Origin of the sequence: Clostridium sp., assembly GCF_047718555.1 — a bacterium.
Classification (GTDB): Bacteria; Bacillota; Clostridia; order Clostridiales; family Clostridiaceae; genus Clostridium_I.
Window position 1 is genome coordinate 1 of record NZ_JBDNRK010000062.1, and the last position, 23,494, is coordinate 23,494.

The window sequence follows — 23,494 nt, forward strand, 5'->3', positions numbered from 1 at the left end:
GTATAGTAAATACTATATATATAGTAATTTTAATCCTGTTTGGCTTTTTAAAGGATAAAAAGCTAAAAAATTTAAAGTTTATACACCCTAAGGAGGAATTATAAATGGAAAGTCATTCTATTGAAAATCTAATGACAAATACTATGGAAAATTTAAGAGATATGATTGATGTTAATACAATTGTTGGTGATCCTGTAGAAGCGAAAGATGGTACATTAATACTTCCCGTATCAAAAGTTTCTTTTGGCTTTGCTTCAGGAGGTACTGAGTTTTCCGACGGAGTAAATAAGAACGAAAATTCTGATGCTTTCCCTTTTGGAGGAGGTTCTGGTGCTGGTGTATCTGTAAAGCCAGTTGCTTTTCTTGTCTTAAAGGAAGGCAGCATAAGACTCTTATCCGTTGATCCTCAAAATACCTATGATAAGATGGTAGATACCATACCACAAATAATTGATTTAATAAAGGATAGTGTTGGAAAGCATAAAGAAAAGAAAAACGAAACAGTAACAGCTAAAGAAGAAAATTCCGAAAGCAGTTCCTTATAAAGAGATTTCTAAGCATCAGCTGAAGATTTTGTTTATGACCTCTGACGCTTACTAATAGAATTTTTAGTATCGGTATATGATACCTAAAAATCGTTGTCTCTTATGGTAAATTGTTATCCAATAACATAGCGCTATTTTGCTCTCACTTTGAAAAAAGTAGAGAGCAAAAATTTTTAATTTTGTGGGGATCACTTTCACAGAGTTCTATGTGAGTATTAGCGCAGGTAGCCATACTTTAAATTTTAATCTTCCTCTTCCTCTGTAATATCCTTAAAGCTGTCTACAAAATCGTCGAGAGAAGGTAACTCTTCTAAATTTGACAAATTAAAATATCTCAGGAATTCTTCAGTAGTTCCATACAATATAGGTCTTCCCGGCGCCTCTAATCTTCCACATTCCTTAATTAAATTTTTTTCATGCAGACTAACAATAGCTCTATCGGATTTTACTCCTCTAATTTCATCTATATCTATTCTTGTAACAGGCTGCTTATATGTAATAATGGCCAATGCTTCTAAAGATGCTTGAGACAGAGATTGTCTTTTGTTGGTTTTTAATAATTTTTGAATATACTCACTATTATGAGGCTTTGTAACTAACTGATAACTATCATCAATAGAGATTAATTTTATTCCTCTACTATTATCTTCATAAATTGCTGTCATTTCCCTTAGTAATTTATCAGTATATTTTAAATCGCATTGAATTATTTCAGCTATATTCTTTAAGCCTAATGGTTCTCCACTTACAAATAAAAGAGATTCAATTACTGAAAAATATTTATTTTTATTTGAAACTTCATTAATTTCTAACTGATCTATACTATACTTCTTCACTGCTAAAAACCCTTTCGATATAAATTTCTTTAAAATTGCTCTGTTGTATTACTCTTACATTTTTGAGTTTTATCAATTCTAAAAGTGCCAAAAACGTAACCACTATCTCTATTTTACTATTGCACCGCTTTTTTATACTTGAAAAAAACGCATTATCTTTAGTTTCAAAAATTGACATTAGTTCACTTATTTTATCTTCTATCCTAAATTTATCAATAGGTATTTCTGTTGAAATAGCATTTTCTGTATTTATTTTACTTAAATATACGTTTATTAGTTTATCGTATAAATTAAATAAATCTAACATGCTTACACCCTTTAGTAATTCCTCTGTAGAATTATTATTTTTCCTCAAATCTTCTATAATTTCAGGCTTTTTTATAAATATTATTCCAGTATCTTCTTCTCTTTCTTTGAAAAAATTGGCCAAAAGCTTGTACTTTTTATATTCTACAAGTTTTGATACCAATTCCATTCTGGGATCTTCTTCCCCTTCCTCTAAGTCCTCAGTTTTGCTTTTAGGTAACAATAACTTAGACTTAATTTCAAGTAAATTTGCAGCAATTACAATAAATTCAGAGGTTATCTCCAAATCCATTTCCCTCATGTCCTTTATATAGCTTAAATATTGCGAAGTTATGTCATATATTTTTATGTCATATATGTCCATTTTATTTTTTTTAATTAGATGTAATAAAAGGTCAAAGGGTCCCTCAAAATTGTCTAGTTTAATATTTATTGACATAATATTTCTCCAATTTAATTTTTTCTTTATTTTATTTAAGTAATTTTATAAGCACTATATATTATAAATCCCAATAATTAATATGCAAGTCATAAATAAATATATAGCTTAAAATTTTTATAAGCATCTATTTGTATTACTAAATTTTGCTGGTATATAGATTGATTTTTCAAGCTTGATATCTATCTATATCTACTATAAATGACTACCTGTAACTTTATTATAACAACAATATTTTATCATATAGAGGTATATAGAACATATAAAATAATAAATAAGTTTAATATTTATTAAATTCAGACCCTGATTTTACTTTATCAGAGCCTGAAAAAATTTAATAGCCGTTTATTTATTGCCTTAAATAGCATTATCAAATACTCTACCTAAATTATATTTAAAGTGTTCAAGTATTCCACCCTTTTTCACATCTCTATCGCAATATAGTTTCACTTTACCGCATACCTTATTATCCTGATAGAATTCACAATATCCAATTTCATCACCTTTTTTAAAGCCTTTATCATTTTTATTATAAATGCATTTATGATCTATTTTTCCATCATTACCTCTAGGTACTACTAAATTCAAATCCTCTTTAGCTTTTGCTAAGAAAAATTTATCACCCTTTTTATTTAAATTTACTTTTTCAATAGTACTATCTTTTTCAACAATCTTTTTACTTTCGAATTTTGAAAAACCATAAGTCATAAGCATTGATGCATCTCTATTTCTTACTTTATAATTAGGTGCACCCATTATAACTGCTAACATTCTGACTCCATCCTTGGTTGCCGTAGCTGATATACAATATTTTGCCTCTTCAGTAAAGCCTGTCTTTAGTCCATCACAGCCCTTATAAAATCTTACTAATTTATTGTGATTAACAAGCTCAATAGGAGACTTTCTACCTTCACTGATAGTTTCCATATAAGTTCCTGAATATTTTAAAATTTGAGAGTGTTTTAATAATTCTCTAGACATTAATGTTATATCATAGGCTGTAGTTAAATGCCCGTCAGAACTGAGTCCGGTGCAATTTTTAAAGCTAGTATCCTTCATTCCAAGTCTTTGTGCTTCTTCATTCATAATTTTTACAAAATTTTCTTCACTTCCACCCAGATATTCTGCCATAGCCACTGCAGCATCATTTCCTGAAGCTATAGCTATTCCCTTTAAAAGTTCTTCTACCGTTCTTATTTCTCCCGTATCCAATATCATAGAGCTTCCACCCATTTTTTTTGCATTTTCACTAACTGTAACCTTATCCGTCAGTTTTATTTTCCCACTATCTACATTTTCCATAGTAATCAGCATGGTCATTATCTTTGTTACTGATGCTGGTGCAAATTTTTCATGAGGATTTTTTTCATAAATTATCTTTCCTGTTGAAGGTTCTATTAATAGTGCAGATTTTGCGTCCACATCTGTACTGGATGAATTTTCACTTTTCTTACTTGCTGGTTCCAATACTTCTGCCGATACGGGAATGGAAAAAAACATGGTTGACATCATAACTGCACATAAAGTACTTGAAATAAGCTTACATTTTTTTATCATATATGTACCACCCTTTCTTTTAAATTGTTTTAACAATTTTATTTTTACCAACTAAAAAAAGATTATCACATAATAGTAAAAAAATAGTCTGAAAGCTATTATTAATATTTAACATATATATAAATATAATGAAAAAAAGTACTAATTTATAGTACTCCCTTTCATTATATTTACAATTAATCATGTAAACAGAATTCCTGGTACCAAATGGAGCTTTCTGCTTAAACTTACTAACAAATTTCTAATTCTCATGTATAATTCTTAAAAATCCATATCCACGGATATAGCTGCTCTCTACTACATTTTTAATAAAGAAAATACAAGTATTATAACCAGTAGTTATGGAAAAAAATACTAATTTTATTTAATTATCTCATATATATATTTAATGGCTTCAGGTTTTTCTTTTCCAATTTTAAAACTGGTTTCTACTATATTTTGAGCTTCAGTACAATTCCTCATATTAGTATGTAATATAAAAACTGCATCTCCCTTATTGACTCTGTCACCATATTTTTTTACAACAGTTATACCTGCTGCAAAATCTATTTTGTCATCTTTAGTTCTTCTGCCTGCACCTAATAACATTGCAGCAACACCTATATTGTCAGCCTTTATAGCTTCTATGTACCCACTTTCTTTTGCTTTTATTTCAACATGATATTTTGAATTTGGAAGTTTATCAGGTTTATCAATTATCTCTGTATTGCCCCCTTGTATTTTGACAAATTCTTTAAACTTTTCTATAGCTTTCCCAGATTTTATAATATCTTTTAACTTTTCATAAGCAGAATCAAAATTTTTAAAGGCGCCGCCTAATAGAACCATGTAGGCTGCAATAGTCAAAGCAACTGTGGTCTCATCTTTCGCTCCATTTCCCTTTAATACTTCCATAGCTTCTCTTACCTCATTTGCATTCCCAATTTCATGACCTAGTGGTTCATTCATATTGGTTATAATAGCTATAGTTTTTTTATTTAACGCTTTACCTATAGCTACCATAGTTTCTGCCAGTTCTTTAGCCATATCTAAAGACTTCATAAAGGCTCCTGATCCAACCTTTACATCAAGTACAATGGCATCTGCACCAGCGGCTATTTTTTTACTCATTATTGAACTGGCAATAAGAGGTATGCTGTCTACACTTCCAGTAACATCCCTTAAGGCATAGGTTTTTTTATCAGCTGGTGTTAAATTAGCTGTTTGTCCAGCAATAGCCATTTTATATTTATTTACATTATTTATAAAGGTATCATAGTCTAAATTAGTATTAAACCCTTCAATTGCTTCTAATTTGTCTATAGTTCCTCCTGTATGTCCTAGTCCTCTACCTGACATTTTTGCAACTGGAACACCTACAGCAGCTACAAGTGGAATAACTATTAATGAAATTTTATCTCCCACTCCTCCTGAAGAATGCTTATCTACCTTTATACCTTTAATGCCGGATAAATCAACAGTATTTCCCGAGTTTACATAGGAAAGTGTAAGATTTGATATTTCTTCTCTATCCATACCTTTAAAATATACTGCCATTAAAAAAGCAGACATTTGATAGTCTGGTATACTGCCTTTTACATATCCAGATACAATAAATTCAATTTCATCTTTACTTAAGGCTTTACCTTCTTTCTTTTTATTAATTAAATCTACCATTCTCATTTTAGTTTTCCCCTTTAATTTATTATAAATATCACCCAAAATTATAAGACTAAATTTTCTCTATTATCGCCTTTACAATGGAGACAAATTTAATCTGAGCCTTATTGGCAGTTTCTAAAACCTTTTTATGATCCAATGGTTCTAAATTGTCTGCTATTGCCATATCTGTAATACAGGAAATTCCAAGCACTCGCATGGACATGTGATTGGCAGCAATAACCTCTGGTACTGTAGACATTCCTACTGCATCTCCTCCTAATAATCTGAGCATTCTTAGTTCCGCTGGAGTCTCATAATTGGGTCCTGTTACTGCTACATAAACTCCTTTTTTAATCTTATATCCTAATTCTTCTGCACTTTTCTCCGCCAATATTATAAGTTCTCTATTATATGCCCTAGACATATCCGGGAATCTTGGGCCTAATTCTTCGTAATTTTTCCCTATTAAAGGATTTGTACCCATAAAATTAATATGATCTTCTATGAGCATCAGGTCTCCCGCTTCAAAATCTGAATTCATTCCCCCTGCTGCATTTGTTATGATTATATCCCTTATACCCAGCGCTTTTATAACCCGTATCCCAAATGTCACCGTTTCCATTGAATAACCTTCATAATAGTGAAATCTGCCATTCATTGCAAGTACACATTTTCCCTTAATATTTCCAATTATCAATTCCCCAGCATGACCCGCTACAGTGGATACTGGAAATTCAGGTATATGTTCATATTTTATTACCAATTTATTATCTAAACTATTAACCAAGCTGCCTAAACCTGTACCAAGTATTATGGCCAAATCTATTTTTTTATTGTATACATTTAATATATACTCCCTAGCCTTATTAATTTTTTCTACAATATTCATATTAAACTACACCTCTTTAGAATTATATTTCCTTGACTATATTAATTATGAAATTTTTAAATTTATCCTTAACTTTATTAGAAGTCTCTACAACTTCCGTATGGTTTAAAGGTTTATCCAGAATACCTGCTGCCATATTGGTAATACAGGAAATTCCCAATACCTTTAAATTGCAGTGATTAGCTGCAATAACCTCTGGAACAGTAGACATACCTACTGCATCTCCTCCTAATATTCTTGTCATTCTAATTTCTGCTGGAGTTTCATAGCAGGGCCCAGTCATCATTAAATAGATACCCTTTTTAACATCTAAGTTATATTTATTTGAAATGCCTTTTGCTATGCTGATCAGCTCCTTATTATAGGCACAGGACATATCAGGAAATCTAGTTCCTATTGTCTCGTCATTTCTTCCTATAAGAGGATTGTTAAATGCAAAATTTATATGATCTTTAATAAGCATTAAATCCCCTGGATTAAAATCTGTATTCACTCCTCCAGCAGCATTTGTGACAATCAAATTTTCTACACCTAAATGTTTCATGACATAAACTGGAAGTGATAAGTTTTCCATAGAATTACCTTCATAATAATGAAATCTCCCCTGCATCATTATCACATTTTTTCCTGAAAGTTCTCCAATTACAAATTGACCTGCATGACCTTTTACTGTGGATACAGGCATATTAGGTACATCACTATATTTTATAACAATCTTTTTTTCTAAAGCATCTGCTAGCTCTCCCAGCCCTGAGCCAAGTATTATTCCTATTTTAGGTACTATATCTATAATATTTTTTATATAATCAACACTTTGAATTATAGTATTTTTATCCATATGAATCTCTCCTAAATTAATTTATCTTTAAAACTTTCTCCATATAAATTATTTTTAATATGCAATATATCTAAAATAGTTTTACCTATGTCACAAAAACAACCTCTTATTCCCAAATTCACACCACTTTTTATTGACTTACCATATACAAGCAGCGGTATATATTCTCTTGAATGGTCTGTACTTGCTGTTGTGGGATCACAGCCATGATCTGCAGTTATAATAAGAATATCTTCATTTTTCATAGTACTTATTATTTCCGGAAGTTTTTTATCAAATTCCACTAAAGCCTTAGCATATCCTTCTATATCATTTCTATGACCGTAGAGCATATCAAAATCCACTAGATTTGTGAATATTAATCCTTCTTTATCTTCTTTCATATACTCGATGGTTCTATCTACACCTTCACTATTATTTTTTATATGCACTGCTTCTGTGACCCCTTTTCCATTAAATATATCTTCTATTTTCCCTACTGCCATAACATTTAAATTATCTTCTTTTATATATTCTAAAATTGTTTTATTGAAAGGATCTAAGGCAAAATCACGCCGATTGGGAGTTCTTGTATAATTGCCCTTCTCACCTATAAAGGGCCTTGCTATTATTCTTCCTACGGTATTCTCACCTGTAAGCATTTTTCGTGCTATTTTACACATATCATATAAATTTTCAAGTGGAATTACCTCCTCATGAGCGGCAATCTGAAATACGCTGTCTGCTGAAGTGTATACAATAGGATATCCTGTTTTAACATGTTCTTCACCAAGTTCTTTAATAATTTCCGTACCGGAAGCCACTTTATTGCCAATTATTTTTCTTCCTATACTATCTTGAAACTCTTCAATAATCTCTGTTGGAAAACCATTAGGAAAAGTTTTTAAAGGCTTTTCTAATACTACTCCAGAAATTTCCCAATGACCTGTTACAGTATCTTTACCCTTTGATAATTCAGCACACTTTCCATAGTTACCCAGTGGATTATCAATTTTTTTTATTCCATAAATATCACCGATATTGCCAAGTCCCAATTTTCCCATATTAGGCAGTCTTAACCCACCAATGCTTTTTGCTATATTTCCGAGAGTATTACTTCCCTTATCTCCATAAAGTTCTGCATCGGGCATTTCTCCTATACCAACGCTATCAAGTACTATTATTATAACTCTATTCATAAAATTTCATCTCCCAATTAAAATAATCTTTGAAAATTCCGAAATCCTGTGCCAATACTATTCAATACTCTAGAAATAATATATAAAAAAAGCGACTATGTCGCTTTAACTATAGGACTTTAGATTGTGAGCTATAAAATATTGTTATGTAATCTATTTTATTTAAATAATGTAAAACACTTACCTTTTCCTTATGGTTATTATGCTCTAGGATGCGCTTTTTTATATACTTCTGCAATTTTACTTTTTTTAGATATACCCGAGTAGATCTGGGTAGTTGATAAATCACTATGACCTAGTAATTCTTGAATTGTTTTTATATCCGCACCATTTTGCAATAAATGTACTGCAAAAGAGTGCCTTAATGTATAGGAATTTATAGGCTTATCAATTTTCGCTTCATCTGCATATTGTTTTACTATTTTCCAAAATCCTTGCCTTGTCATTTTATTTCCATGAAGATTAAAATATAATAAATCCAAATTGTTTATATTTAATTGTGATCTTATCTTTAGATAATTTTCAATCCATTTTACTCCATAAGAGCCTATAGGTATCATTCTTTCCTTGTCCTTTAAACCTTTGCATTTAACATAGGAAAGCTTTATATTTACATCATATATAGTTAGGTTTAACAATTCTGTCACCTTTATACCTGTTGCATACATTATTTCAAGCATGCATTTATCCCTAATGCCCTTATTGGTTTCACAATCAGGCATGGATAGAAGCTTGTCTACTTCTTCTACTGTTAAAATAGCAGGTAACGTTCTTTTTATCTTAGGTGACTGATATTGTATTACAGGATTACTGTCAATTTTTCCTATATTTATTAAATATTTATAAAAATTTCTTATAGAAACTATATTTCTTATAACAGATGAATTCGCCTTACCGCTTTTTTTTAAACTCTGCACATAAGCCATTATAATAACTACATCTACCTGATCAATACTTTCCTTTCTGCTCATAACAAACTCATGAAATTTCTTTATATCTCTTATATAGGCATCAAGTGTATTTGAGCTCAGTTTTCTATTGCTAATATGGCTAATATAACTATTTACTAAATCGCTCATAAAATTTCTCCCAAAATTCATATAAAATATGTCTAACTAACTAGTAGCTAATTTGAATAAATATATAAAATTATAAATAATACGTTTATCCCACTCAAGTACATTATATACTAAAATGCTGTTATTATGAACCTCTGACTTGCTAATAAATAAATAAATTGAATAATCAACTAACTTTGGAAGTATAACACCAAAAAAAATAAGAATCAAAAAACATTTCATAATTAAAATTACAGCATCAATGAATTCTACCTTTTCAATCAAGAGCTATCACATTCCCCTCTTATGCAATTGCTTTAATAATATTAGGTGTTATATAGGTTTCAAAAGATAAACCTACGAACATGCATACTGCTATTATAACGAATACTATAGAATAGGACATTATTCTTGAAGAAATACCCGTTGTCCAACGTTTTTTACCATTATCTTTTATCAGCATTAATGAGAATTCCATTGCCAATACAGATCCAATTATCATACAAGGTATATATACAATATTTTGAGGAATAACAGATAAAAGTGCAAGCCATACTCCTTTAAGGCCCATGCCATTTACAAAAAAAGTCACAGTGAAACCAATGGTAAATCCCTTTATTACATCCAGCACTAAGATTATTGGAATTCCAATCATAGTTAATCCCAAAAACCAAACTATCAGCAATACCGGTATATTGTTTTTTACCGTTTCAAAGAAAAGTTGATTATAATTTATACTCTTTGAATTGTAAGTTTGCATAAATGATGATAGATAATTTAAAAGGTCACTTTTTTCAAATCCACTCATATATCTTACGGTGTAAACCCCAAGTACAATGCCTGTACAAAGACAAATAGCACTCAATATATATAACCATAAATTGTTTTGCAAATGATTTGCTATTAAGTTCTTAAAAAATATCACTTTCATTAATTATTCCTCCCATTGTTAATCATCTTTTTATAATACTTATGATTATCAATAGGATAATATGATAGTTTTATTAAGTAACATACCAGGTAGTTATAGATACATAAAAGCACTTATAGTTTTTGCATCTATTATAGCACCTTTTATTATCATTTCCTTTACATCTTTGGTCTTTACCTCTTTAACATTTATAAATTCATCTTCATCCCCACCAATTTTACCTTCATATAAATCTTCAGCTTTATAAAGATAAATATATTCATTGCAAAAGCCTGGAGATGTGGCAATCTTTCCTAAATATTTAAAATTATTTGCCTTATATCCCGTTTCTTCTTCAAGTTCTCTCCTTCCACATTGTTCTGTGTTCTCACCAGGCTCAAGTTTACCAGCTGGGAGTTCAAGCAGTACTGTTTCCAAAGGCTTTCTAAATTGCTCTACCATAAGTATTGTATCTTTGTCCTTAAAAGCTATAATGGCAACTCCACCAGGATGCATTACTATCTCCCTACTTGAATATTTACCATTTTGAAGCTTAACCTTTTGTAAAAGCAATTCTATCACTTTGCCTTTATATAAGCTCTTCTCATCTTCAGTTTTTTCCTCTAGCTTCATAAAAAATTCCTCCAAATAAAAAAATCTTCTTTACACAAATTATATTCTAATGGCCTAAAATATAATTGTCAAATTTATCTACAATTATCAATATTAATTATATATTACCCTATGATTTTAAAATTTTCTAATTATTTTACATTTTTTATATTAATTTTACATATATGAGACAATATTGTATCTAAGTTATAGAATATGTATAAACTAAAAGTAGAAAGCAAACTTATTTATACATTTGATATCTTCTACATATCAATAATTCAATAAATTATCTTTACTATAAAATAGCACTTTATTTAAATTCTGCTTTCATTTGTTATCTCTTAAAAATATAAATTTAATATAATTAGAAAAGAGGGAAAATTTATGAAAGGTAAAATTATAAAACAAAATTATAAAACAAAAGAAGACATACATTTTGGAAATCTAGGAGAATATGCTTTTAATTATAATGGTGTAGACTATCATGTAGGAGATGTAGTTTTTATAATGGATACCTCTTTTAAAAGAAGAATAACTTTAGTTATAAAAGTTGAAGAGGGCTATTATATAAATGGCTATCCTGGAACATTAAATGGTTTTATTCGCAAATGTGATATTCTTCAACTTCGCATAATTAAAAAGTATACAGAATTAACAAATAATAGATATATTGATGGATTTACCGTAAAGATAGACAATTATGATATAAATGACATACCAAATATGACTGATGATCAAATAACAAAAATACTTAAAACTGAGGATAAACTTAGTTTACTGGAGCTATCCATAAATTTACTATTATCAAATTTTAATAATTTAAATGAATCAGAAAAAATTAAGTTATACAAATTAGGGAGAAAATACAGCCTCTTATATGAAATACTAAAAGATCAAGAAGATATGAAAATAATTAATAAATTTGCAAAAGAAACCATAAAATAAGAAAATCTATAAATAAACAAAATTTCATACATTTAAATATAAGGAAAAACATTGATATTTCTACCAATGTTTTTTCTTATATTCAAATAGGTACACATGTACTATATTATTATTTCAATGTTAAGTTCTCATTTTAAAACTATAAATTTTTTATTAATATAAAGCGTCTACATTTCTGTAATTCTCATCTGTTTAATCTTTTAAATTATTCTATTTACTATCAAGTTTTGTCATATAAACGTAATACAAAACTGCTGGATGTATATTAAAATCATTGGCAGTCTTTTTAAGTTCTTTATGCATTAAGCCTAATTCCTTAGACAGATTAAATTTATTTTTCCTTAGCATATCTCCTGTCTTTAAATAAATCTGCTGCTTAGTGTTTTCATCTAAACTATTTAATCTTTTAATTAAATCATTTTTACTAATTTCGTTACCACTTGCTATTATGGCTATTTTTGCATCTTGTTCACTAATCATATAGGTCATCCCCTCCTACATAATATTACCATAAAAGAGAGTAGTATCCTTCAAATTTCATTCATCAAATTTCTACAGCGATATTTTACAATAACAAAAGCACCGGTATTTCTACTATTGCTCTCTTTGCGTTTACACACAAGGGATAACTTATATATCTATAATATTATTTAATTTATTCTTTTATTCTATTCTTGTAACTAATTTTATAATTTTTCATACCCTATTTATGTAGTAAATTTTATGGAGGTAGTTATGTACTATACTTACAATGGAAATTCAGACATTGACAATAATAATCAGGAGATTGACGAAGATCGATCCAATCCTTCTGTTAATCTTAATCCATCTATAAATCCTAATCTTCCTATTAATTCTGGACCTTCTATGAATCCTAAGCCATACCATAGTGTTAATAAAAAATATTCTAAGATGCCTTCTATATCACCACATTCAGTCTGTTGCCCAATGATGCATCCAATGATGTATGATTATGATGATGGTTACGACGACGGCTACGATGACGGCTATGATGATGCTTATGCTGATGATCCAGATACTTATTATTACGATGACCCAGATTGATCATCGTCGCAGACGTCGTAGAAGACGCAGAATACGTAGACCTCATATGATGCATATGCCTTATAGATCTTGGTGGATATATTAAATACAAATTTAAAAGAGTACTACTTTTAAGAGCACTCCTTTTATAATCTAATTTTTAAGAGTAGATAAGCAGTTCAGACACTTACCAAGTCGTTGAAATTGAACCATCATCTACTCCTGCCCATATGATTTCTCACTACTCCTATTTAGTATGAGGTAGTAGGATTCGAGCCTACCCTATGTCTCCCTAGTCCAAGATTTTACCCCATATCTTTAAGCATTACTTTGTTTACAGTGCAAAACAGAAAACATTTAGATGAATTACCCTAAATGCTTATAAAAAATCTATAAATTTTTCTTTCCTTAATCATCATCACTTAATCTTAAATTCCAAATTAGCCTTGAACTTCATACAATAAGTTTTTTGAATATACACAATATATTATTATCTATTATAAGAAGGGAGATAATAATTATGTCAAATAACAGACGTAGGCCTTTAGTTCCTGGATCAAAAGAATCCTTAAATAAATTTAAAATAGAAACAGCTAATGAACTTGGAGTTCCTTTAACCAATAGTAATAATGGAAATCGCTCTTCAAAGCTAAATGGAGCCATTGGGGGTAAAGTTGGTGGTCAAATGGTCAAGAAAATGGTTGAAAGTTACGAAAAAAATTTAAAATAAATTTTTTCCACCAATAATTTGTAGTATTGCATCTACTCCTTTTAATAATATTCCAATTTGAAAAGGACCTGTCAATGATAACTTTTATATTAATCATGATAAAGATTAATATAAAAGTTACCATTAGTAGATAATGCAGCAAAGGCCACTTCTTTTATATTTTTAATTCCTTTTTTCTCTAATTCATTATAGAGCCATCGCTCCGTTAGTTTGTTCTTCCTTAGATTTTTTTCTATAAGTTTACCTTCTAAAATCAGTTCAATTGGAAGATTCTCATGTTTTGTTGATAAATGAAGAGAGCTTGAAGTTAATGGACAGTCTTGAGGTTTTAGTTGGACACTTAACCTTCCACTAGGTTCAAGCATAGCAAATTCAACCTGGCAAATATCAAATACTTTTTCCTGCCTTAGTTGCTGGGTTAGGTAATCATAAGAATAATTTAGACTAGCCAAATTATCCTCTAAAATTTTTCCATCTTTAATTAAAATAGTTGGCTCTCCAGCAAAAAATTTGCGGAAAAACTTATATTTTAAGGAAAGATAAGATACTAATGAGATAATCAATGTTACAAGTATAATAGAAAGAATAAAATTTAAAATATGTATTTTTACATTAAAAGCTAGATTGCCTGCTATGGTTCCAAGAGTAGTTGCCGCAATATAATCAAAATAAGTCAGATTAGATAAACTTCTCTTAGTTAAAAATTTAGTAGCTGCAAAAAGAAATATAAGGGCTGAAAACACTCTTAATATTATATTTAAGGGTTCAAACAAAAAAATCTCCTCCAATATTATATATTAAATAATAGCAAATTACTTAATATTAATATAATCATTTTCACTTTTTATATTCCTTTTACCTCCGAATTGTTTAACAATACTGACATCGTATTATCTGAAAATTGAACTGACTTCTGAATGTTCAGCTATATCTCTCGATATAGGTTACTTTGAGAAAAAAATTCATTTCCTTGCCAAACATACCATGGCAACTCTTCCCAACTTAATCGTTTTGTGGGGAAAGACAAATTATTATCTTTTGCATATTGTTGAGTTAAATTTATCATTTCTTTACTAATATCTGTAGCAATAACATTAATACCATTTCTCTTTAGTGATGTTGCTTGAATACCGTTTCCACATGAACTATCTAATACTTTTGCGTTCACTGGAAGGCTACTTAACAAATCCTTATATTCATCAATAAAAGTATCTTCATACTCTCTCATATCACATCCAGAATATAAAACATTATAAAAATATGACATGGAATTATATTGTTTTTCTACATTATTGTTATTCATTAATTATCCACCTTTGCTTCATAATAATATTGTTCATCAACACAAAAAGGCAATACTGCCTTTTTGTATTTCTACTTTGCCCCTGGTTATAGAACTGCTGGTATTACCCCATATTCTATAGTTGCATTTTGAACAGTACTATCAGGATTGGCAACATTTTTATTTGCATTAAGTTCTTTGTTTTCAGCGCATCCAGCTAAAAGTGTTATAGATAATAAAGCTATCACTAAAAACAAATATCTTTTCTTTTTCACATGTATCCCCGTATATTTTAAAATTTACTATTTAATTGTAACAAAATATCCATAAATTTACAGTTAGAATAAAGTAAAAGTAGATACCTACTCTATTGGTTTTGGCATAGATGTAGTAAACCTGGCCCATCCCTCTTCATCCATCATATGTAATTATTCTACACACGGTATAAAATTCCTTTAATTGTAAATAATTATTATTAAAAGATATGGAGGTCACATATGGAAGATTTAAGAGCTAAAGTAATTACAGCTATAATTATAAATAATGAAAATAAAGTGAGAGTTAGACAGCTAGTTAAAGAATTATTAGTTGTAAATGCTATTTCTGAAGAACGAGCTAATTTAATCATACATGCATCGGACGCTTTAAATGAATAAAACTTTTGTAAAGGTGAATAATCATAAATGGGCATGTTATTATAGTAACCACTTTCTTGAAGATGTAGTTCTTAGAGCTGCATCTTTTTATGTAAAGCAATTGAAATATGAAAACATTTACAGTATAATAGTATTGTAATTTTTATTTTCCAACTATCAACTTTAGATGTGCTATGCAGTGCATCTATTTTTTTATGTAAAATATTGTAATTACAAAATAACTATTGTATTTTTCATTATCAAAACCTCTTTTAATACTTTTAAATGATATGTTAAATATAACTGAACATAGCATACAATCCATTATAGGTAGTCATTATGGCTACCTATTTTACATGTAATGTCAGATATTACTATTGAAATACTATTATCAAAGTATTATTATAAATACAAAGATGCTCTTATTTAAAAACCACACAATTAAAAAAGCAGATGTAACGCTGAAATATCTTTGCATCTGCTTTTTTATTGTTTAATACATTTCAAATATCTATCAATAATCTAATTACAATGAAAATTCTTCGTTGAATCTCCTTTATAAAATATTAGAGGTATACTGAATAAACGGTGTACCTTTTTATGTAAAAAGATAAAGTGAGCTTTTCCCGAAAAATATGACACTTCAAAGTTAGGGATTCTCTTTAAATCGCAATATTACTATTGTTTTCATCTTATAGAAATTTCAATTAAGCTTTACTAAGATGCTAACAAAATTTTATATTTATCTCTAAATTGAGATGATGTCATATATTCCAATGCTTGATTTTTCCTTTTTCTATTATAAAAAATTTCTATATACCAGAATATATCGCGACGTGCTTCTTCACGCGTAGCGTATTGTTTCTGGTATAACATTTCGCATTTTATAGTACTGAAGAATGTTTCAGCACAGGCATTATCCCAACAATTGGCCTTACGGCTCATGCTGCATATTATTTTATGATTTTTTAAGAATGATTGATATTCATGACTGCAGTAATCGACTAAAGAAAAGGGATTACTCCCTTTCCCTCGTCTAAGAACCGTACGTGAGAGTTTCCCGCTCATACGGCTCAAGCATTCCTTCACCATTTCTGGCGGCAGTCAGTGATTTTAATTTCATTTTTCTTTTCTCAAAATACTCTTTGTGTATAAAGGGATTTTGAGAAATCTGCAATTTAGGGTGTCGGATTATATTTATCCTTCTCAGATTTATGAGGCTGTACTCATCCGTCATAAACAACCATCTCTTCTCATTCTTTTCATGCCAATATTTGTTCAATCTCCACCATTTATTTTTGTTGGGGTGTCGATGCTTTGCCCATTGTTGTAATAAAAGATACAATGTATTGTTAATGTAGGAAAAGGCTTTACTTGCTACAACATGTTTGTGATAGTTTGTCCATCCTCTAATCACTTGATTTAGTCTTCGGATTAATTCGGATTGAGTGACTGCTTTTCCTTCTTTCAGAATAATAGTAGAACATTTCCTTATCAAAGTTTTTATTGAGTTCTTTGATGGTTTAATAATTAATTTTCCCTTAAACTTTCTAAATGTCCAACCAAGAAAGTCAAAGCCGTCGTCTATATGTGTAATCGTTGTTTTCTCTTCGGATAGAGTTAATCCACGATTTTTAAGAAATTTACTGACAATATCTTTTAGTTCTTCTGCTATTTCTTTTGTATTTGCAGTAATTATAAAGTTATCAGCGTAGTCACAATAGAGTTACCCCGAATGGATGGGGTAGCCTTGCGGCAATATATCAAGCGACTTCTTGTCGCACTTGTATCCCCCTATCAGAATGGTGTATGAGTCCTTCAGCAGGCTTAAATAGTTTTATAGCGTTATCAAGTGCTTTTACACATAGTGACGTTTTCATATTGTCAGCAGTGGCCCATCCTACTATTTCTTTAGTGCATATATCTTTTACAGTTGCAAGATATAACCACCCTTCACGGGTGCCAATATAGGATATATCGGTAACCCAAACAGTATCTGGCTTATTTACATTAAAGTTCTGATTTAACAGGTTATTTGCTACTGGAAGATTATGATCTGAGTAAGTAGTTGCCTTAAATTTTCTCTTTCGTATTGAATATAATTTATTCTGTTTCTGTATGCTATACAGCCTTTTACGGCTGCAATGAGGGAACTTTTCTCTTACATCAGACAGCAATTTATCAAGGCCATAGATACCTCTATTTTGCTTATAACTATTTTGAGCAACTTTTAATATTTTCTCATTTTCAATCTTTCTCTTGCATTTTAAATTATTTTTCCAATTGTAATACCAACTCCGTGACACATGAAATAATTTGCACATCTTTTCAACCGAATGCACAGAGCATTGACTTTTAATAGATTTATAAATTACCTTCGGTTGTCCTGAGCAAAGAGTGCAGCAGCTTTTTTTAATATATCAACAGAATCCTCCAAATCATCAATTCTTTTCTGCTTTTCCTTAAGTTCATATTCAAGTTTATCAATTCTTGATTTTTCAGGATCATGTTTTCTAGTGTCTTTATTAATCCAATTTCTTAATGCTTGGTCACTTATACCAAGATCTTTTGCAACGCTACGTACAGATCTTCCTTCTTTAGTTACTAATCTCACTGCGTCAGCTTTAAACTCGCTATTATACCTATTACCTTTACTTGACATTTTTTCCTTCCCTCCATATGATTATTATAGCTAACTCATATGTGTACTGCAATTCGGGTATAGGTCAGGATTACAATTTCATTTACAATTGTTTGACTTAACATTTCTCATTCCTCCAATTTGTTTAATTTTAATGCATATATTTTCCTCTATAGGTGATAATACAAATGTACCAAACCAGTATTTTTCACCTGAACATAAAAAGAGAGATAAAATCTAAAAAGTTATCTCTCTTTTTTAAATTTTATTTTTATCTAAAAAAAGGACTATAGTTTGTAAGTGATGGAACACATACCGTACCTAAAGAAATCAGCTTCACATTAAACATGCGAAGCTGATTTCTTAATAGAAGCCTTCTTTGGCAATTTTCTTTATATAGTTATATTGTTTCCGTATAAGCTTTTTAAAATCAGCATCTGACAATTCGTTATACAGAGCTATGCCTTCTTCATAAAGGCATTCATATATCAATTCACAATAGTCATCATCTTCTCGATGCATTTTTTTGTATCGTTGTTCCAATTCATATGGAAAGTCAAGAGTATAAGCTATTCCATCAATTTTCCCGCTAAGAAACTCCTTTGTTATATTCATCATATAGTCAATATTAGGCTGACTCACTGCTAGATTCCTCCTTTGTATTTATTCTACATTCAAGCTGTACCTTATCTGCCCAAGGTAAATATTCCTTAAGTACTGAAGAATCTAATGTGAAATTACTATTAGGCAAATTTCGAAATATATATTCAAGATATTTGTAGGCATCTAAATTATTGGCTGCCGCCGTATTTACAATGCTAAATATGATTGCTGATGCTTCTGCTCCCTCAATTGAATCTGAAAACAATGAATTTTTTCGTTTAATTGCTACTGGCTTTACAGCAATCTCAGATAAATTATTGGACAATGGGATTCTTCCGTCAAGCAAGAAATTGGTGAAATATTTTTTATGGTTTAAGGTATATTTCAAAGCTTTTTTAAGTTCTCTTGATTAGTGAAGGTATTTTCAGCCCATGCGAAAAAGGCATCCAGCACAGGGACACTTTTTAAAAGTCTGTTCTTTTTTCTTTGTTCCGGCGATAACTCCTTCCATTTCCTTTCTAGTTTAAAGAGTTTATCACAATAAGGCCGTCCAATGGCTCCGCCTGATCCTGGAATTTCTTTTTTACTAGAATCCAGTGAAATTGCTTCTAGATAATATCGTCTTAAATGGCTGAAGCAAAGGCATCGTGTAATTCCTTGCACCTTTTCATATCCAGCGTAGGCATCACTTACATGATAACCTTGAAAACCTTGAAGAAATTTCTTTGCGTGATCACCTGAGCGGGTACTGGTGTATTCATATAAAATTATTGGAGGACCTTCATAGTCTCCAGTCCTGTGTACCCAGATGAAAGATTTACTGGATGCCTTTTTACCATTTTCATGATTAACCTGCCAGGTTGTCTCATCACTCATGATAATGCTACTGGTTAACAATTGCTTGTGCATCTCATCATATATAGGTTTAAGCCAATATTCAGAGCTTCGAATCATCTAGTTTGCCATCATATCTCTTTTAAGCTCAGCACCCATTCTTTTAAAATCCTTTTCCTGACGATATAGTGGTATTGACATCATATATTTTTGGTACATTACCCATGACACAATTGAAGGCGAAGAAAAAAAGTGCGTAAGCACAGGTGCTGGCGCAGTCGCACAATATATAGAATCATATGGATTGGTATTATTTTTACCACATTCAATACACTTATATACATATTGAACGTAGTCCTTCATTATCAGCTTTGCTGGGATATATTCCATTTCAGATCTTACTTTTTTCTTTCCTATTATCTCAAGTTCACCTCCGCAGAGCTTACATACAGCTTCTTCTTCATTAAGAACACATTCAACCACTTCATGTGGCAACGATTTAATCAAATTTTCTCTGTCACCTTTTTTCCTTACAGGTCTTTTATGTTCTTTGATATTTATAACTTTATTTTCAGATTCATCTGGAATTTCATCAATTAGTTCACCAAAAAGGAAGCATTGGCCGTATATCAGAGGTGTTTTCTCACTTGATGCTCCAAAACGCTGTTTTGCAGCATGTAACACTGCTTGAATTAGAACTTCTACATTATGCTATAAAGATTGTACCTTTTCCTGCAGCATTCTATTTTCATTTTCAAGTTCTTTAATATGTTGATCTTTTTCATATGAATACTGCATTTTAAGGCTCCTTTCTAGTTAATTTTATAACTATATTATACCAGAAAAGCGGCTATTTTACTAGCTTTTAGGAGAAATCAAAAAATCATTCCATCCCATCTTAGCGCTCTAAGCGAGCTATGTCTTTTGTTGCAAAATAAAAAAACACTTTTTCCACAGTAAGGATCTAATTTAAATTTTAATGAAACTAATGCAGCAAGTCCGTTTTGTTGTTTTCGGAAATCTGTTGCTCCAAGGGCAAGATATATATGTTCAGCCTCATCGGCTATATGTCGCATCATAGTTGTTGCAGTACTTTCATTAGTCCTGCTAAAGAATCTTTATTAAAGTTGCTTGGAACAGTTACCTGTACATTTTTGAAGAATATCTGGAAATCATCTGATTTCCCTTTATTAGCCTCTGACTCATGTGTATTTGAAATAATTGAGCTGACTTCAGCAAACTCCATTTTTTTATCTAATTTTTTGTTTATTTTATTGTTCCAATAATGATACTTATGCTTGCTGATTTCGTTAATTTTGCACCATTCTGAAACAGACATTCCACTCTTGTTTTTTTCATTAATTCTCTGCTTCCAGAGAATTAGATCTTCAGGTGTGGATCTCAAAATAAAATCTCCCATCTATTTACTTTATTAAAGTATAACAAATGGGAGTTTATTTTACATGACGGTGTTTGTTCCATCACTTACATTTAATCCATTTTGAGTTAATGTATTGGTAGTTATATCGTATCCTACTTCATTTGCTAAGTTTATTAAATTTTTATTTGTAGTTGTGGCAGTAGTATTTACAGCATCTACATTGATTTGAGTAGCATTTGCAATTGCATTAAGTATATTAGTTCTTTCTGTATAATAATTCTCCCAGTCAGTATCCCAAGTTGTCCTATCTATCTGTGATATTAATTGCATATATTCAAGAATATCATTGCTTTGTATATAATTAGCAATTGCATTGTAAGCATTTTCATAGGCAGTTGTGTCTACGCTAAATTTAACTGCTTGAAGGTATATTGTACCTGTTGCTGTATTAGCTTCATCTTGTACAATACTCCACCGCTGTTTTAAAGTTATTTTTTCAGCTGGAGTTATCTTACCATCATTAGCTTTTATGTCACCAAATGAATTTTATACCCTTCATTTTGGAGAGAATCTAACTGGTATTGAAATAAGGACCTAATTCTAAGAAAATCAAAGAATTTATTAAGTTTTATCCAAGATGAAGGGGTTAATCCGATGATAATTAGAATCTATAACAGACTTAATTCTAAATTATTTAACTAGAATGGTTCTAACGAATAAATTGATAAGAATTAATTAATGAGTATTTTAATTCATAATCTTCTTTTATATTGAACTAAGTACTTAAAAAATATTTTATCTATAAATCAACATAGAGTTAATTCCTTTACATATATTGTATAATTATATATGATATACATGTGACATATACTTGAAATTTTTATTCATTGCTAATAAACTTAATGTTAATAAATAACATTAGGTTTATTTATTTTTTGTAAACTTTCATGATTAATTTTACATTTATTTACAATTAAGTGTATAATAATATATTGTGAAATAATTACAAGGGAGTGTTAATATGAATAAAAAAACAAGTATAATGAAAAGAAGAGGATTATCTAGAATTATTACAGCCTGTATTATCGTAGTAGGTATAGGCAGTTTATTTAGTGGTTGTGGCTCTACTACCGCTAGCAAATCTAATAGTACTAATACTGCTAAAAATACTACTGCACATGCTACAAAAGCTAATACTACATCAAATAATACTACCATAACAGGTAATAGCTCAAACAATAGTGGACAAACTAATAGTACTAATTCATCACAACAAAATAATGCTGTAAATACTACATCAAATAATACATCTACTAAAAATCAGACATCATCAACAGTGAATAGTAATCCAATTGTATACTATGTAAAAGGTAGTAAAGTATATCATTTAAGTAAGACAGATACAGCTTTAAAAAATAATAAAAACATATTGAGTACTACATTAAAACAGGCTAAAGCAGCAGGTATGCATCAATCTACTTCAAAAAGCTGATAGATAATATTCATCTTAATTTAAGGTATAATCTATAGTGTAAAGTTTACCTGTTAAAATTCAATAAAAGTGTTTTTTATATTTTGTGTATAATAATATATAATATGTATAAGAAATATATTATTATAAAAATTACCCTTTTTAGAAATAAGCCTTATGTTTTGAGATAAACATAAGGTTTATTTATTTTTTGTAAAAATATATTTGCATATAATATTAAGTATAATTAATTCTTGAATTGTATTTATTAGTATAGGAACGCTATATTTTAGCATCATCCCTACTATTCCTATACTTACTACGTTCCTTAGATACTACTGGACATATATGGTTATAGTCAACTATGCCTCAATACTTACATGTCTTCTTAGGCATATAATCACTTTCTTTACTTAACTCTTTGGTATAATTTACCGATTGATATTACATTTGGCTTTTAATATAATAAATTTAACAATAGAGAGCCCTTTCACGTTTGTCTATTGTTATTAAAAAACTATTAATTTAGTTTTACAGGATTAAAGGACACTAAAACTCCATCTCTTTAATCCTGTTTTTTATTGCCATAGATTCATCATCTTTTACTTTGACTATTCTTGACTTTGAGTAATAAAAAAATAAGTACAGTAATACTTTAATCAATATATGTTCAGCAAAGCATTCCATTACTTCTATAGAAATGCTTGAGTTTTTAAAGCAACTTCTTGAGCAAAACAGTGGTAAGAAGATATTTTTAATATGGGACAATTACAAAATCCATAAAGCAAAAAACATCGAAGAATTTGCACAGCTGCATAACGAAGAATTGTTTCTAATTAATTTATCAGCATATTCTCCTATGCTAAACCCACAAGAAAACGTATGGAAATGGCTTAGAGATACATGTTTTCAGTGTAAAGCTCGAGAATCTATTGATAAATTTAAAGAATTTATCGAAAAACTATTTCTTCATTGTAATTCAGATAAAATGCATTTTATTATAAAACCTCTTGTTAATGTCAAAAGTTACTATAAATAATTTAATATTGAACTTGGATATCTATAGTGAAACTACATCCAAGATTAAAATTAATAGATACAAATATAGTATTATCA

31 protein-coding genes and 1 pseudogene are annotated in these 23,494 nt (G+C 29.8%); 8 read left to right on the plus strand and 24 right to left on the minus strand.

The window, feature by feature from the left end:
• Window positions 1-104 precede the first annotated feature (104 nt).
• The gene (gene ytfJ, locus ABF633_RS17710; protein ID WP_415525484.1) at window positions 105-545 is read left to right on the plus strand and encodes a GerW family sporulation protein; all 441 of its coding nucleotides are present in this window, start codon (window positions 105-107) and stop codon (window positions 543-545) included.
• A 242-nt stretch (window positions 546-787) separates the two neighbouring features.
• On the opposite strand, the gene scpB is transcribed toward ytfJ, so the two are convergent.
• The 10 genes from scpB to ABF633_RS17760 all read right to left on the minus strand — a co-directional run bounded on the left by scpB (window position 788) and on the right by ABF633_RS17760 (window position 10,830).
• Entirely contained in the window at window positions 788-1,381 is a 594-nt protein-coding gene (gene scpB / locus ABF633_RS17715; protein ID WP_415525486.1) for an SMC-Scp complex subunit ScpB, read from the minus strand.
• Complete coding sequence (locus tag ABF633_RS17720) at window positions 1,368-2,126, minus strand: segregation/condensation protein A (RefSeq protein ID WP_415525488.1); 759 nt, start codon at window positions 2,124-2,126, stop codon at window positions 1,368-1,370. The genes scpB and ABF633_RS17720 overlap by 14 nt, the downstream gene beginning before the upstream one ends.
• A 357-nt stretch (window positions 2,127-2,483) precedes the next feature.
• Window positions 2,484-3,683: a D-alanyl-D-alanine carboxypeptidase family protein gene (locus ABF633_RS17725; RefSeq protein WP_415525490.1), complete on the minus strand. Its 1,200-nt coding sequence runs from the start codon at window positions 3,681-3,683 to the stop codon at window positions 2,484-2,486.
• Window positions 3,684-4,043: 360 nt separating this feature from the next.
• The gene (locus tag ABF633_RS17730) at window positions 4,044-5,345 is read right to left on the minus strand and encodes a pyrimidine-nucleoside phosphorylase (protein WP_415525492.1); all 1,302 of its coding nucleotides are present in this window, start codon (window positions 5,343-5,345) and stop codon (window positions 4,044-4,046) included.
• Window positions 5,346-5,394: 49 nt separating this feature from the next.
• A complete protein-coding gene (locus ABF633_RS17735; protein ID WP_415525494.1) occupies window positions 5,395-6,213 on the minus strand; it encodes a purine-nucleoside phosphorylase in 819 nt (272 codons plus the stop codon).
• A gap of 22 nt (window positions 6,214-6,235) precedes the next feature.
• Entirely contained in the window at window positions 6,236-7,051 is an 816-nt protein-coding gene (locus ABF633_RS17740; protein WP_415525496.1) for a purine-nucleoside phosphorylase, read from the minus strand.
• A gap of 11 nt (window positions 7,052-7,062) precedes the next feature.
• Window positions 7,063-8,229, minus strand: coding sequence for a phosphopentomutase (locus tag ABF633_RS17745; RefSeq protein ID WP_415525498.1), 1,167 nt, complete (start codon window positions 8,227-8,229; stop codon window positions 7,063-7,065).
• A 200-nt stretch (window positions 8,230-8,429) separates the two neighbouring features.
• A complete protein-coding gene (xerD, locus tag ABF633_RS17750; RefSeq protein WP_415525500.1) occupies window positions 8,430-9,308 on the minus strand; it encodes a site-specific tyrosine recombinase XerD in 879 nt (292 codons plus the stop codon).
• Window positions 9,309-9,591: 283 nt separating this feature from the next.
• Window positions 9,592-10,218 carry a stage II sporulation protein M gene (gene spoIIM / locus ABF633_RS17755; protein ID WP_415525501.1) on the minus strand — a complete coding sequence of 209 codons (627 nt, stop codon included), beginning with the start codon at window positions 10,216-10,218 and terminating at the stop codon, window positions 9,592-9,594.
• Between the two features lie 93 nt (window positions 10,219-10,311).
• Window positions 10,312-10,830, minus strand: a complete 519-nt coding sequence (locus ABF633_RS17760; RefSeq protein ID WP_415525503.1) for an NUDIX hydrolase — start codon at window positions 10,828-10,830, stop codon at window positions 10,312-10,314.
• A gap of 366 nt (window positions 10,831-11,196) precedes the next feature.
• On the opposite strand from ABF633_RS17760, the gene ABF633_RS17765 reads away from it, so the two are divergent.
• Complete coding sequence (locus ABF633_RS17765; RefSeq protein WP_415525505.1) at window positions 11,197-11,757, plus strand: hypothetical protein; 561 nt, start codon at window positions 11,197-11,199, stop codon at window positions 11,755-11,757.
• Window positions 11,758-11,967: 210 nt separating this feature from the next.
• Here the strand turns inward: ABF633_RS17765 and ABF633_RS17770 are convergent, their stop codons facing one another.
• Window positions 11,968-12,237, minus strand: coding sequence for a hypothetical protein (locus tag ABF633_RS17770; RefSeq protein ID WP_415525507.1), 270 nt, complete (start codon window positions 12,235-12,237; stop codon window positions 11,968-11,970).
• Between the two features lie 255 nt (window positions 12,238-12,492).
• Between ABF633_RS17770 and ABF633_RS17775 the strand changes: the two genes are divergently transcribed.
• Window positions 12,493-12,822, plus strand: coding sequence for a hypothetical protein (locus ABF633_RS17775; RefSeq protein WP_415525509.1), 330 nt, complete (start codon window positions 12,493-12,495; stop codon window positions 12,820-12,822).
• Window positions 12,823-13,321: 499 nt separating this feature from the next.
• On the plus strand, window positions 13,322-13,531 hold the full coding sequence (locus ABF633_RS17780) for an alpha/beta-type small acid-soluble spore protein (RefSeq protein ID WP_415525511.1): 210 nt from the start codon (window positions 13,322-13,324) through the stop codon (window positions 13,529-13,531).
• Between the two features lie 89 nt (window positions 13,532-13,620).
• On the opposite strand, the gene ABF633_RS17785 is transcribed toward ABF633_RS17780, so the two are convergent.
• The 3 genes from ABF633_RS17785 to ABF633_RS17795 all read right to left on the minus strand — a co-directional run bounded on the left by ABF633_RS17785 (window position 13,621) and on the right by ABF633_RS17795 (window position 15,088).
• A complete protein-coding gene (locus ABF633_RS17785; protein WP_415525513.1) occupies window positions 13,621-14,304 on the minus strand; it encodes a YetF domain-containing protein in 684 nt (227 codons plus the stop codon).
• A gap of 152 nt (window positions 14,305-14,456) precedes the next feature.
• Window positions 14,457-14,834, minus strand: a complete 378-nt coding sequence (locus ABF633_RS17790; protein WP_415525515.1) for a class I SAM-dependent methyltransferase — start codon at window positions 14,832-14,834, stop codon at window positions 14,457-14,459.
• Between the two features lie 86 nt (window positions 14,835-14,920).
• Window positions 14,921-15,088, minus strand: a complete 168-nt coding sequence (locus ABF633_RS17795) for a hypothetical protein (protein ID WP_415525517.1) — start codon at window positions 15,086-15,088, stop codon at window positions 14,921-14,923.
• Between the two features lie 222 nt (window positions 15,089-15,310).
• On the opposite strand from ABF633_RS17795, the gene ABF633_RS17800 reads away from it, so the two are divergent.
• On the plus strand, window positions 15,311-15,469 hold the full coding sequence (locus ABF633_RS17800) for a hypothetical protein (protein WP_415525519.1): 159 nt from the start codon (window positions 15,311-15,313) through the stop codon (window positions 15,467-15,469).
• Window positions 15,462-15,608 (plus strand): hypothetical protein, encoded by a 147-nt coding sequence (locus tag ABF633_RS17805; RefSeq protein WP_415525521.1) that lies wholly within the window; start codon window positions 15,462-15,464, stop codon window positions 15,606-15,608. The genes ABF633_RS17800 and ABF633_RS17805 overlap by 8 nt, the downstream gene beginning before the upstream one ends.
• A 557-nt stretch (window positions 15,609-16,165) precedes the next feature.
• On the opposite strand, the gene ABF633_RS17810 is transcribed toward ABF633_RS17805, so the two are convergent.
• From ABF633_RS17810 to ABF633_RS17855, 10 genes and pseudogenes are all read right to left on the minus strand, one after another.
• Window positions 16,166-16,540 (minus strand): IS3 family transposase, encoded by a 375-nt coding sequence (locus ABF633_RS17810; RefSeq protein WP_415525523.1) that lies wholly within the window; start codon window positions 16,538-16,540, stop codon window positions 16,166-16,168.
• The gene (locus ABF633_RS17815; RefSeq protein ID WP_415525539.1) at window positions 16,485-17,147 is read right to left on the minus strand and encodes a group II intron maturase-specific domain-containing protein; all 663 of its coding nucleotides are present in this window, start codon (window positions 17,145-17,147) and stop codon (window positions 16,485-16,487) included. Before ABF633_RS17815 ends, ABF633_RS17810 begins: the two co-directional genes overlap by 56 nt.
• Before the next feature lie 64 nt (window positions 17,148-17,211).
• The gene (locus tag ABF633_RS17820; protein WP_415525541.1) at window positions 17,212-17,865 is read right to left on the minus strand and encodes an IS3 family transposase; all 654 of its coding nucleotides are present in this window, start codon (window positions 17,863-17,865) and stop codon (window positions 17,212-17,214) included.
• Window positions 17,820-18,110: a transposase gene (locus tag ABF633_RS17825; RefSeq protein WP_415525525.1), complete on the minus strand. Its 291-nt coding sequence runs from the start codon at window positions 18,108-18,110 to the stop codon at window positions 17,820-17,822. Before ABF633_RS17825 ends, ABF633_RS17820 begins: the two co-directional genes overlap by 46 nt.
• Before the next feature lie 342 nt (window positions 18,111-18,452).
• Window positions 18,453-18,731 carry a hypothetical protein gene (locus ABF633_RS17830; RefSeq protein WP_415525527.1) on the minus strand — a complete coding sequence of 93 codons (279 nt, stop codon included), beginning with the start codon at window positions 18,729-18,731 and terminating at the stop codon, window positions 18,453-18,455.
• On the minus strand, window positions 18,718-19,080 hold the full coding sequence (locus ABF633_RS17835; protein WP_415525529.1) for an IS66 family transposase: 363 nt from the start codon (window positions 19,078-19,080) through the stop codon (window positions 18,718-18,720). Before ABF633_RS17835 ends, ABF633_RS17830 begins: the two co-directional genes overlap by 14 nt.
• A pseudogene (gene tnpC, locus ABF633_RS17840) lies at window positions 19,077-20,210 on the minus strand (IS66 family transposase). Before tnpC ends, ABF633_RS17835 begins: the two are co-directional and overlap by 4 nt.
• A 191-nt stretch (window positions 20,211-20,401) precedes the next feature.
• Entirely contained in the window at window positions 20,402-20,605 is a 204-nt protein-coding gene (tnpB, locus tag ABF633_RS17845) for an IS66 family insertion sequence element accessory protein TnpB (protein ID WP_415525531.1), read from the minus strand.
• On the minus strand, window positions 20,602-20,931 hold the full coding sequence (tnpA, locus tag ABF633_RS17850) for an IS66 family insertion sequence element accessory protein TnpA (protein ID WP_415525533.1): 330 nt from the start codon (window positions 20,929-20,931) through the stop codon (window positions 20,602-20,604). Before tnpA ends, tnpB begins: the two co-directional genes overlap by 4 nt.
• 54 nt (window positions 20,932-20,985) lie before the next feature.
• Entirely contained in the window at window positions 20,986-21,237 is a 252-nt protein-coding gene (locus ABF633_RS17855) for a hypothetical protein (protein WP_415525535.1), read from the minus strand.
• Window positions 21,238-21,928: 691 nt separating this feature from the next.
• Here ABF633_RS17855 and ABF633_RS17860 point away from each other — a divergent pair.
• The gene (locus tag ABF633_RS17860; protein ID WP_415525537.1) at window positions 21,929-22,399 is read left to right on the plus strand and encodes a hypothetical protein; all 471 of its coding nucleotides are present in this window, start codon (window positions 21,929-21,931) and stop codon (window positions 22,397-22,399) included.
• A gap of 643 nt (window positions 22,400-23,042) precedes the next feature.
• On the plus strand, window positions 23,043-23,417 hold the full coding sequence (locus ABF633_RS17865; protein WP_415525543.1) for a transposase: 375 nt from the start codon (window positions 23,043-23,045) through the stop codon (window positions 23,415-23,417).
• Window positions 23,418-23,494: the final 77 nt, after the last annotated feature.

What these genes read in the sequence shown, in the direction of transcription:
- xerD (WP_415525500.1), bottom strand. Translation starts at nt 9,308, where the DNA reads ATGAGCGATTTAGTAAATAGTTATATTAGCCATATTAGCAATAGAAAA.
- spoIIM (WP_415525501.1), bottom strand. Translation starts at nt 10,218, where the DNA reads ATGAAAGTGATATTTTTTAAGAACTTAATAGCAAATCATTTGCAAAAC.
- ABF633_RS17725 (WP_415525490.1), bottom strand. Translation starts at nt 3,683, where the DNA reads ATGATAAAAAAATGTAAGCTTATTTCAAGTACTTTATGTGCAGTTATG.
- ytfJ (WP_415525484.1), top strand. Translation starts at nt 105, where the DNA reads ATGGAAAGTCATTCTATTGAAAATCTAATGACAAATACTATGGAAAAT.
- ABF633_RS17860 (WP_415525537.1), top strand. Translation starts at nt 21,929, where the DNA reads ATGAATAAAAAAACAAGTATAATGAAAAGAAGAGGATTATCTAGAATT.
- ABF633_RS17740 (WP_415525496.1), bottom strand. Translation starts at nt 7,051, where the DNA reads ATGGATAAAAATACTATAATTCAAAGTGTTGATTATATAAAAAATATT.
- ABF633_RS17810 (WP_415525523.1), bottom strand. Translation starts at nt 16,540, where the DNA reads ATGGTGAAGGAATGCTTGAGCCGTATGAGCGGGAAACTCTCACGTACG.
- ABF633_RS17825 (WP_415525525.1), bottom strand. Translation starts at nt 18,110, where the DNA reads ATGTCAAGTAAAGGTAATAGGTATAATAGCGAGTTTAAAGCTGACGCA.
- ABF633_RS17760 (WP_415525503.1), bottom strand. Translation starts at nt 10,830, where the DNA reads ATGAAGCTAGAGGAAAAAACTGAAGATGAGAAGAGCTTATATAAAGGC.
- ABF633_RS17855 (WP_415525535.1), bottom strand. Translation starts at nt 21,237, where the DNA reads ATGCAATTAATATCACAGATAGATAGGACAACTTGGGATACTGACTGG.
- ABF633_RS17780 (WP_415525511.1), top strand. Translation starts at nt 13,322, where the DNA reads ATGTCAAATAACAGACGTAGGCCTTTAGTTCCTGGATCAAAAGAATCC.
- ABF633_RS17800 (WP_415525519.1), top strand. Translation starts at nt 15,311, where the DNA reads ATGGAAGATTTAAGAGCTAAAGTAATTACAGCTATAATTATAAATAAT.
- ABF633_RS17770 (WP_415525507.1), bottom strand. Translation starts at nt 12,237, where the DNA reads ATGATTAGTGAACAAGATGCAAAAATAGCCATAATAGCAAGTGGTAAC.
- ABF633_RS17765 (WP_415525505.1), top strand. Translation starts at nt 11,197, where the DNA reads ATGAAAGGTAAAATTATAAAACAAAATTATAAAACAAAAGAAGACATA.
- tnpB (WP_415525531.1), bottom strand. Translation starts at nt 20,605, where the DNA reads ATGATGCGACATATAGCCGATGAGGCTGAACATATATATCTTGCCCTT.
- ABF633_RS17730 (WP_415525492.1), bottom strand. Translation starts at nt 5,345, where the DNA reads ATGAGAATGGTAGATTTAATTAATAAAAAGAAAGAAGGTAAAGCCTTA.
- ABF633_RS17745 (WP_415525498.1), bottom strand. Translation starts at nt 8,229, where the DNA reads ATGAATAGAGTTATAATAATAGTACTTGATAGCGTTGGTATAGGAGAA.
- ABF633_RS17735 (WP_415525494.1), bottom strand. Translation starts at nt 6,213, where the DNA reads ATGAATATTGTAGAAAAAATTAATAAGGCTAGGGAGTATATATTAAAT.
- ABF633_RS17805 (WP_415525521.1), top strand. Translation starts at nt 15,462, where the DNA reads ATGAATAAAACTTTTGTAAAGGTGAATAATCATAAATGGGCATGTTAT.
- ABF633_RS17790 (WP_415525515.1), bottom strand. Translation starts at nt 14,834, where the DNA reads ATGAATAACAATAATGTAGAAAAACAATATAATTCCATGTCATATTTT.
- ABF633_RS17775 (WP_415525509.1), top strand. Translation starts at nt 12,493, where the DNA reads ATGTACTATACTTACAATGGAAATTCAGACATTGACAATAATAATCAG.
- ABF633_RS17720 (WP_415525488.1), bottom strand. Translation starts at nt 2,126, where the DNA reads ATGTCAATAAATATTAAACTAGACAATTTTGAGGGACCCTTTGACCTT.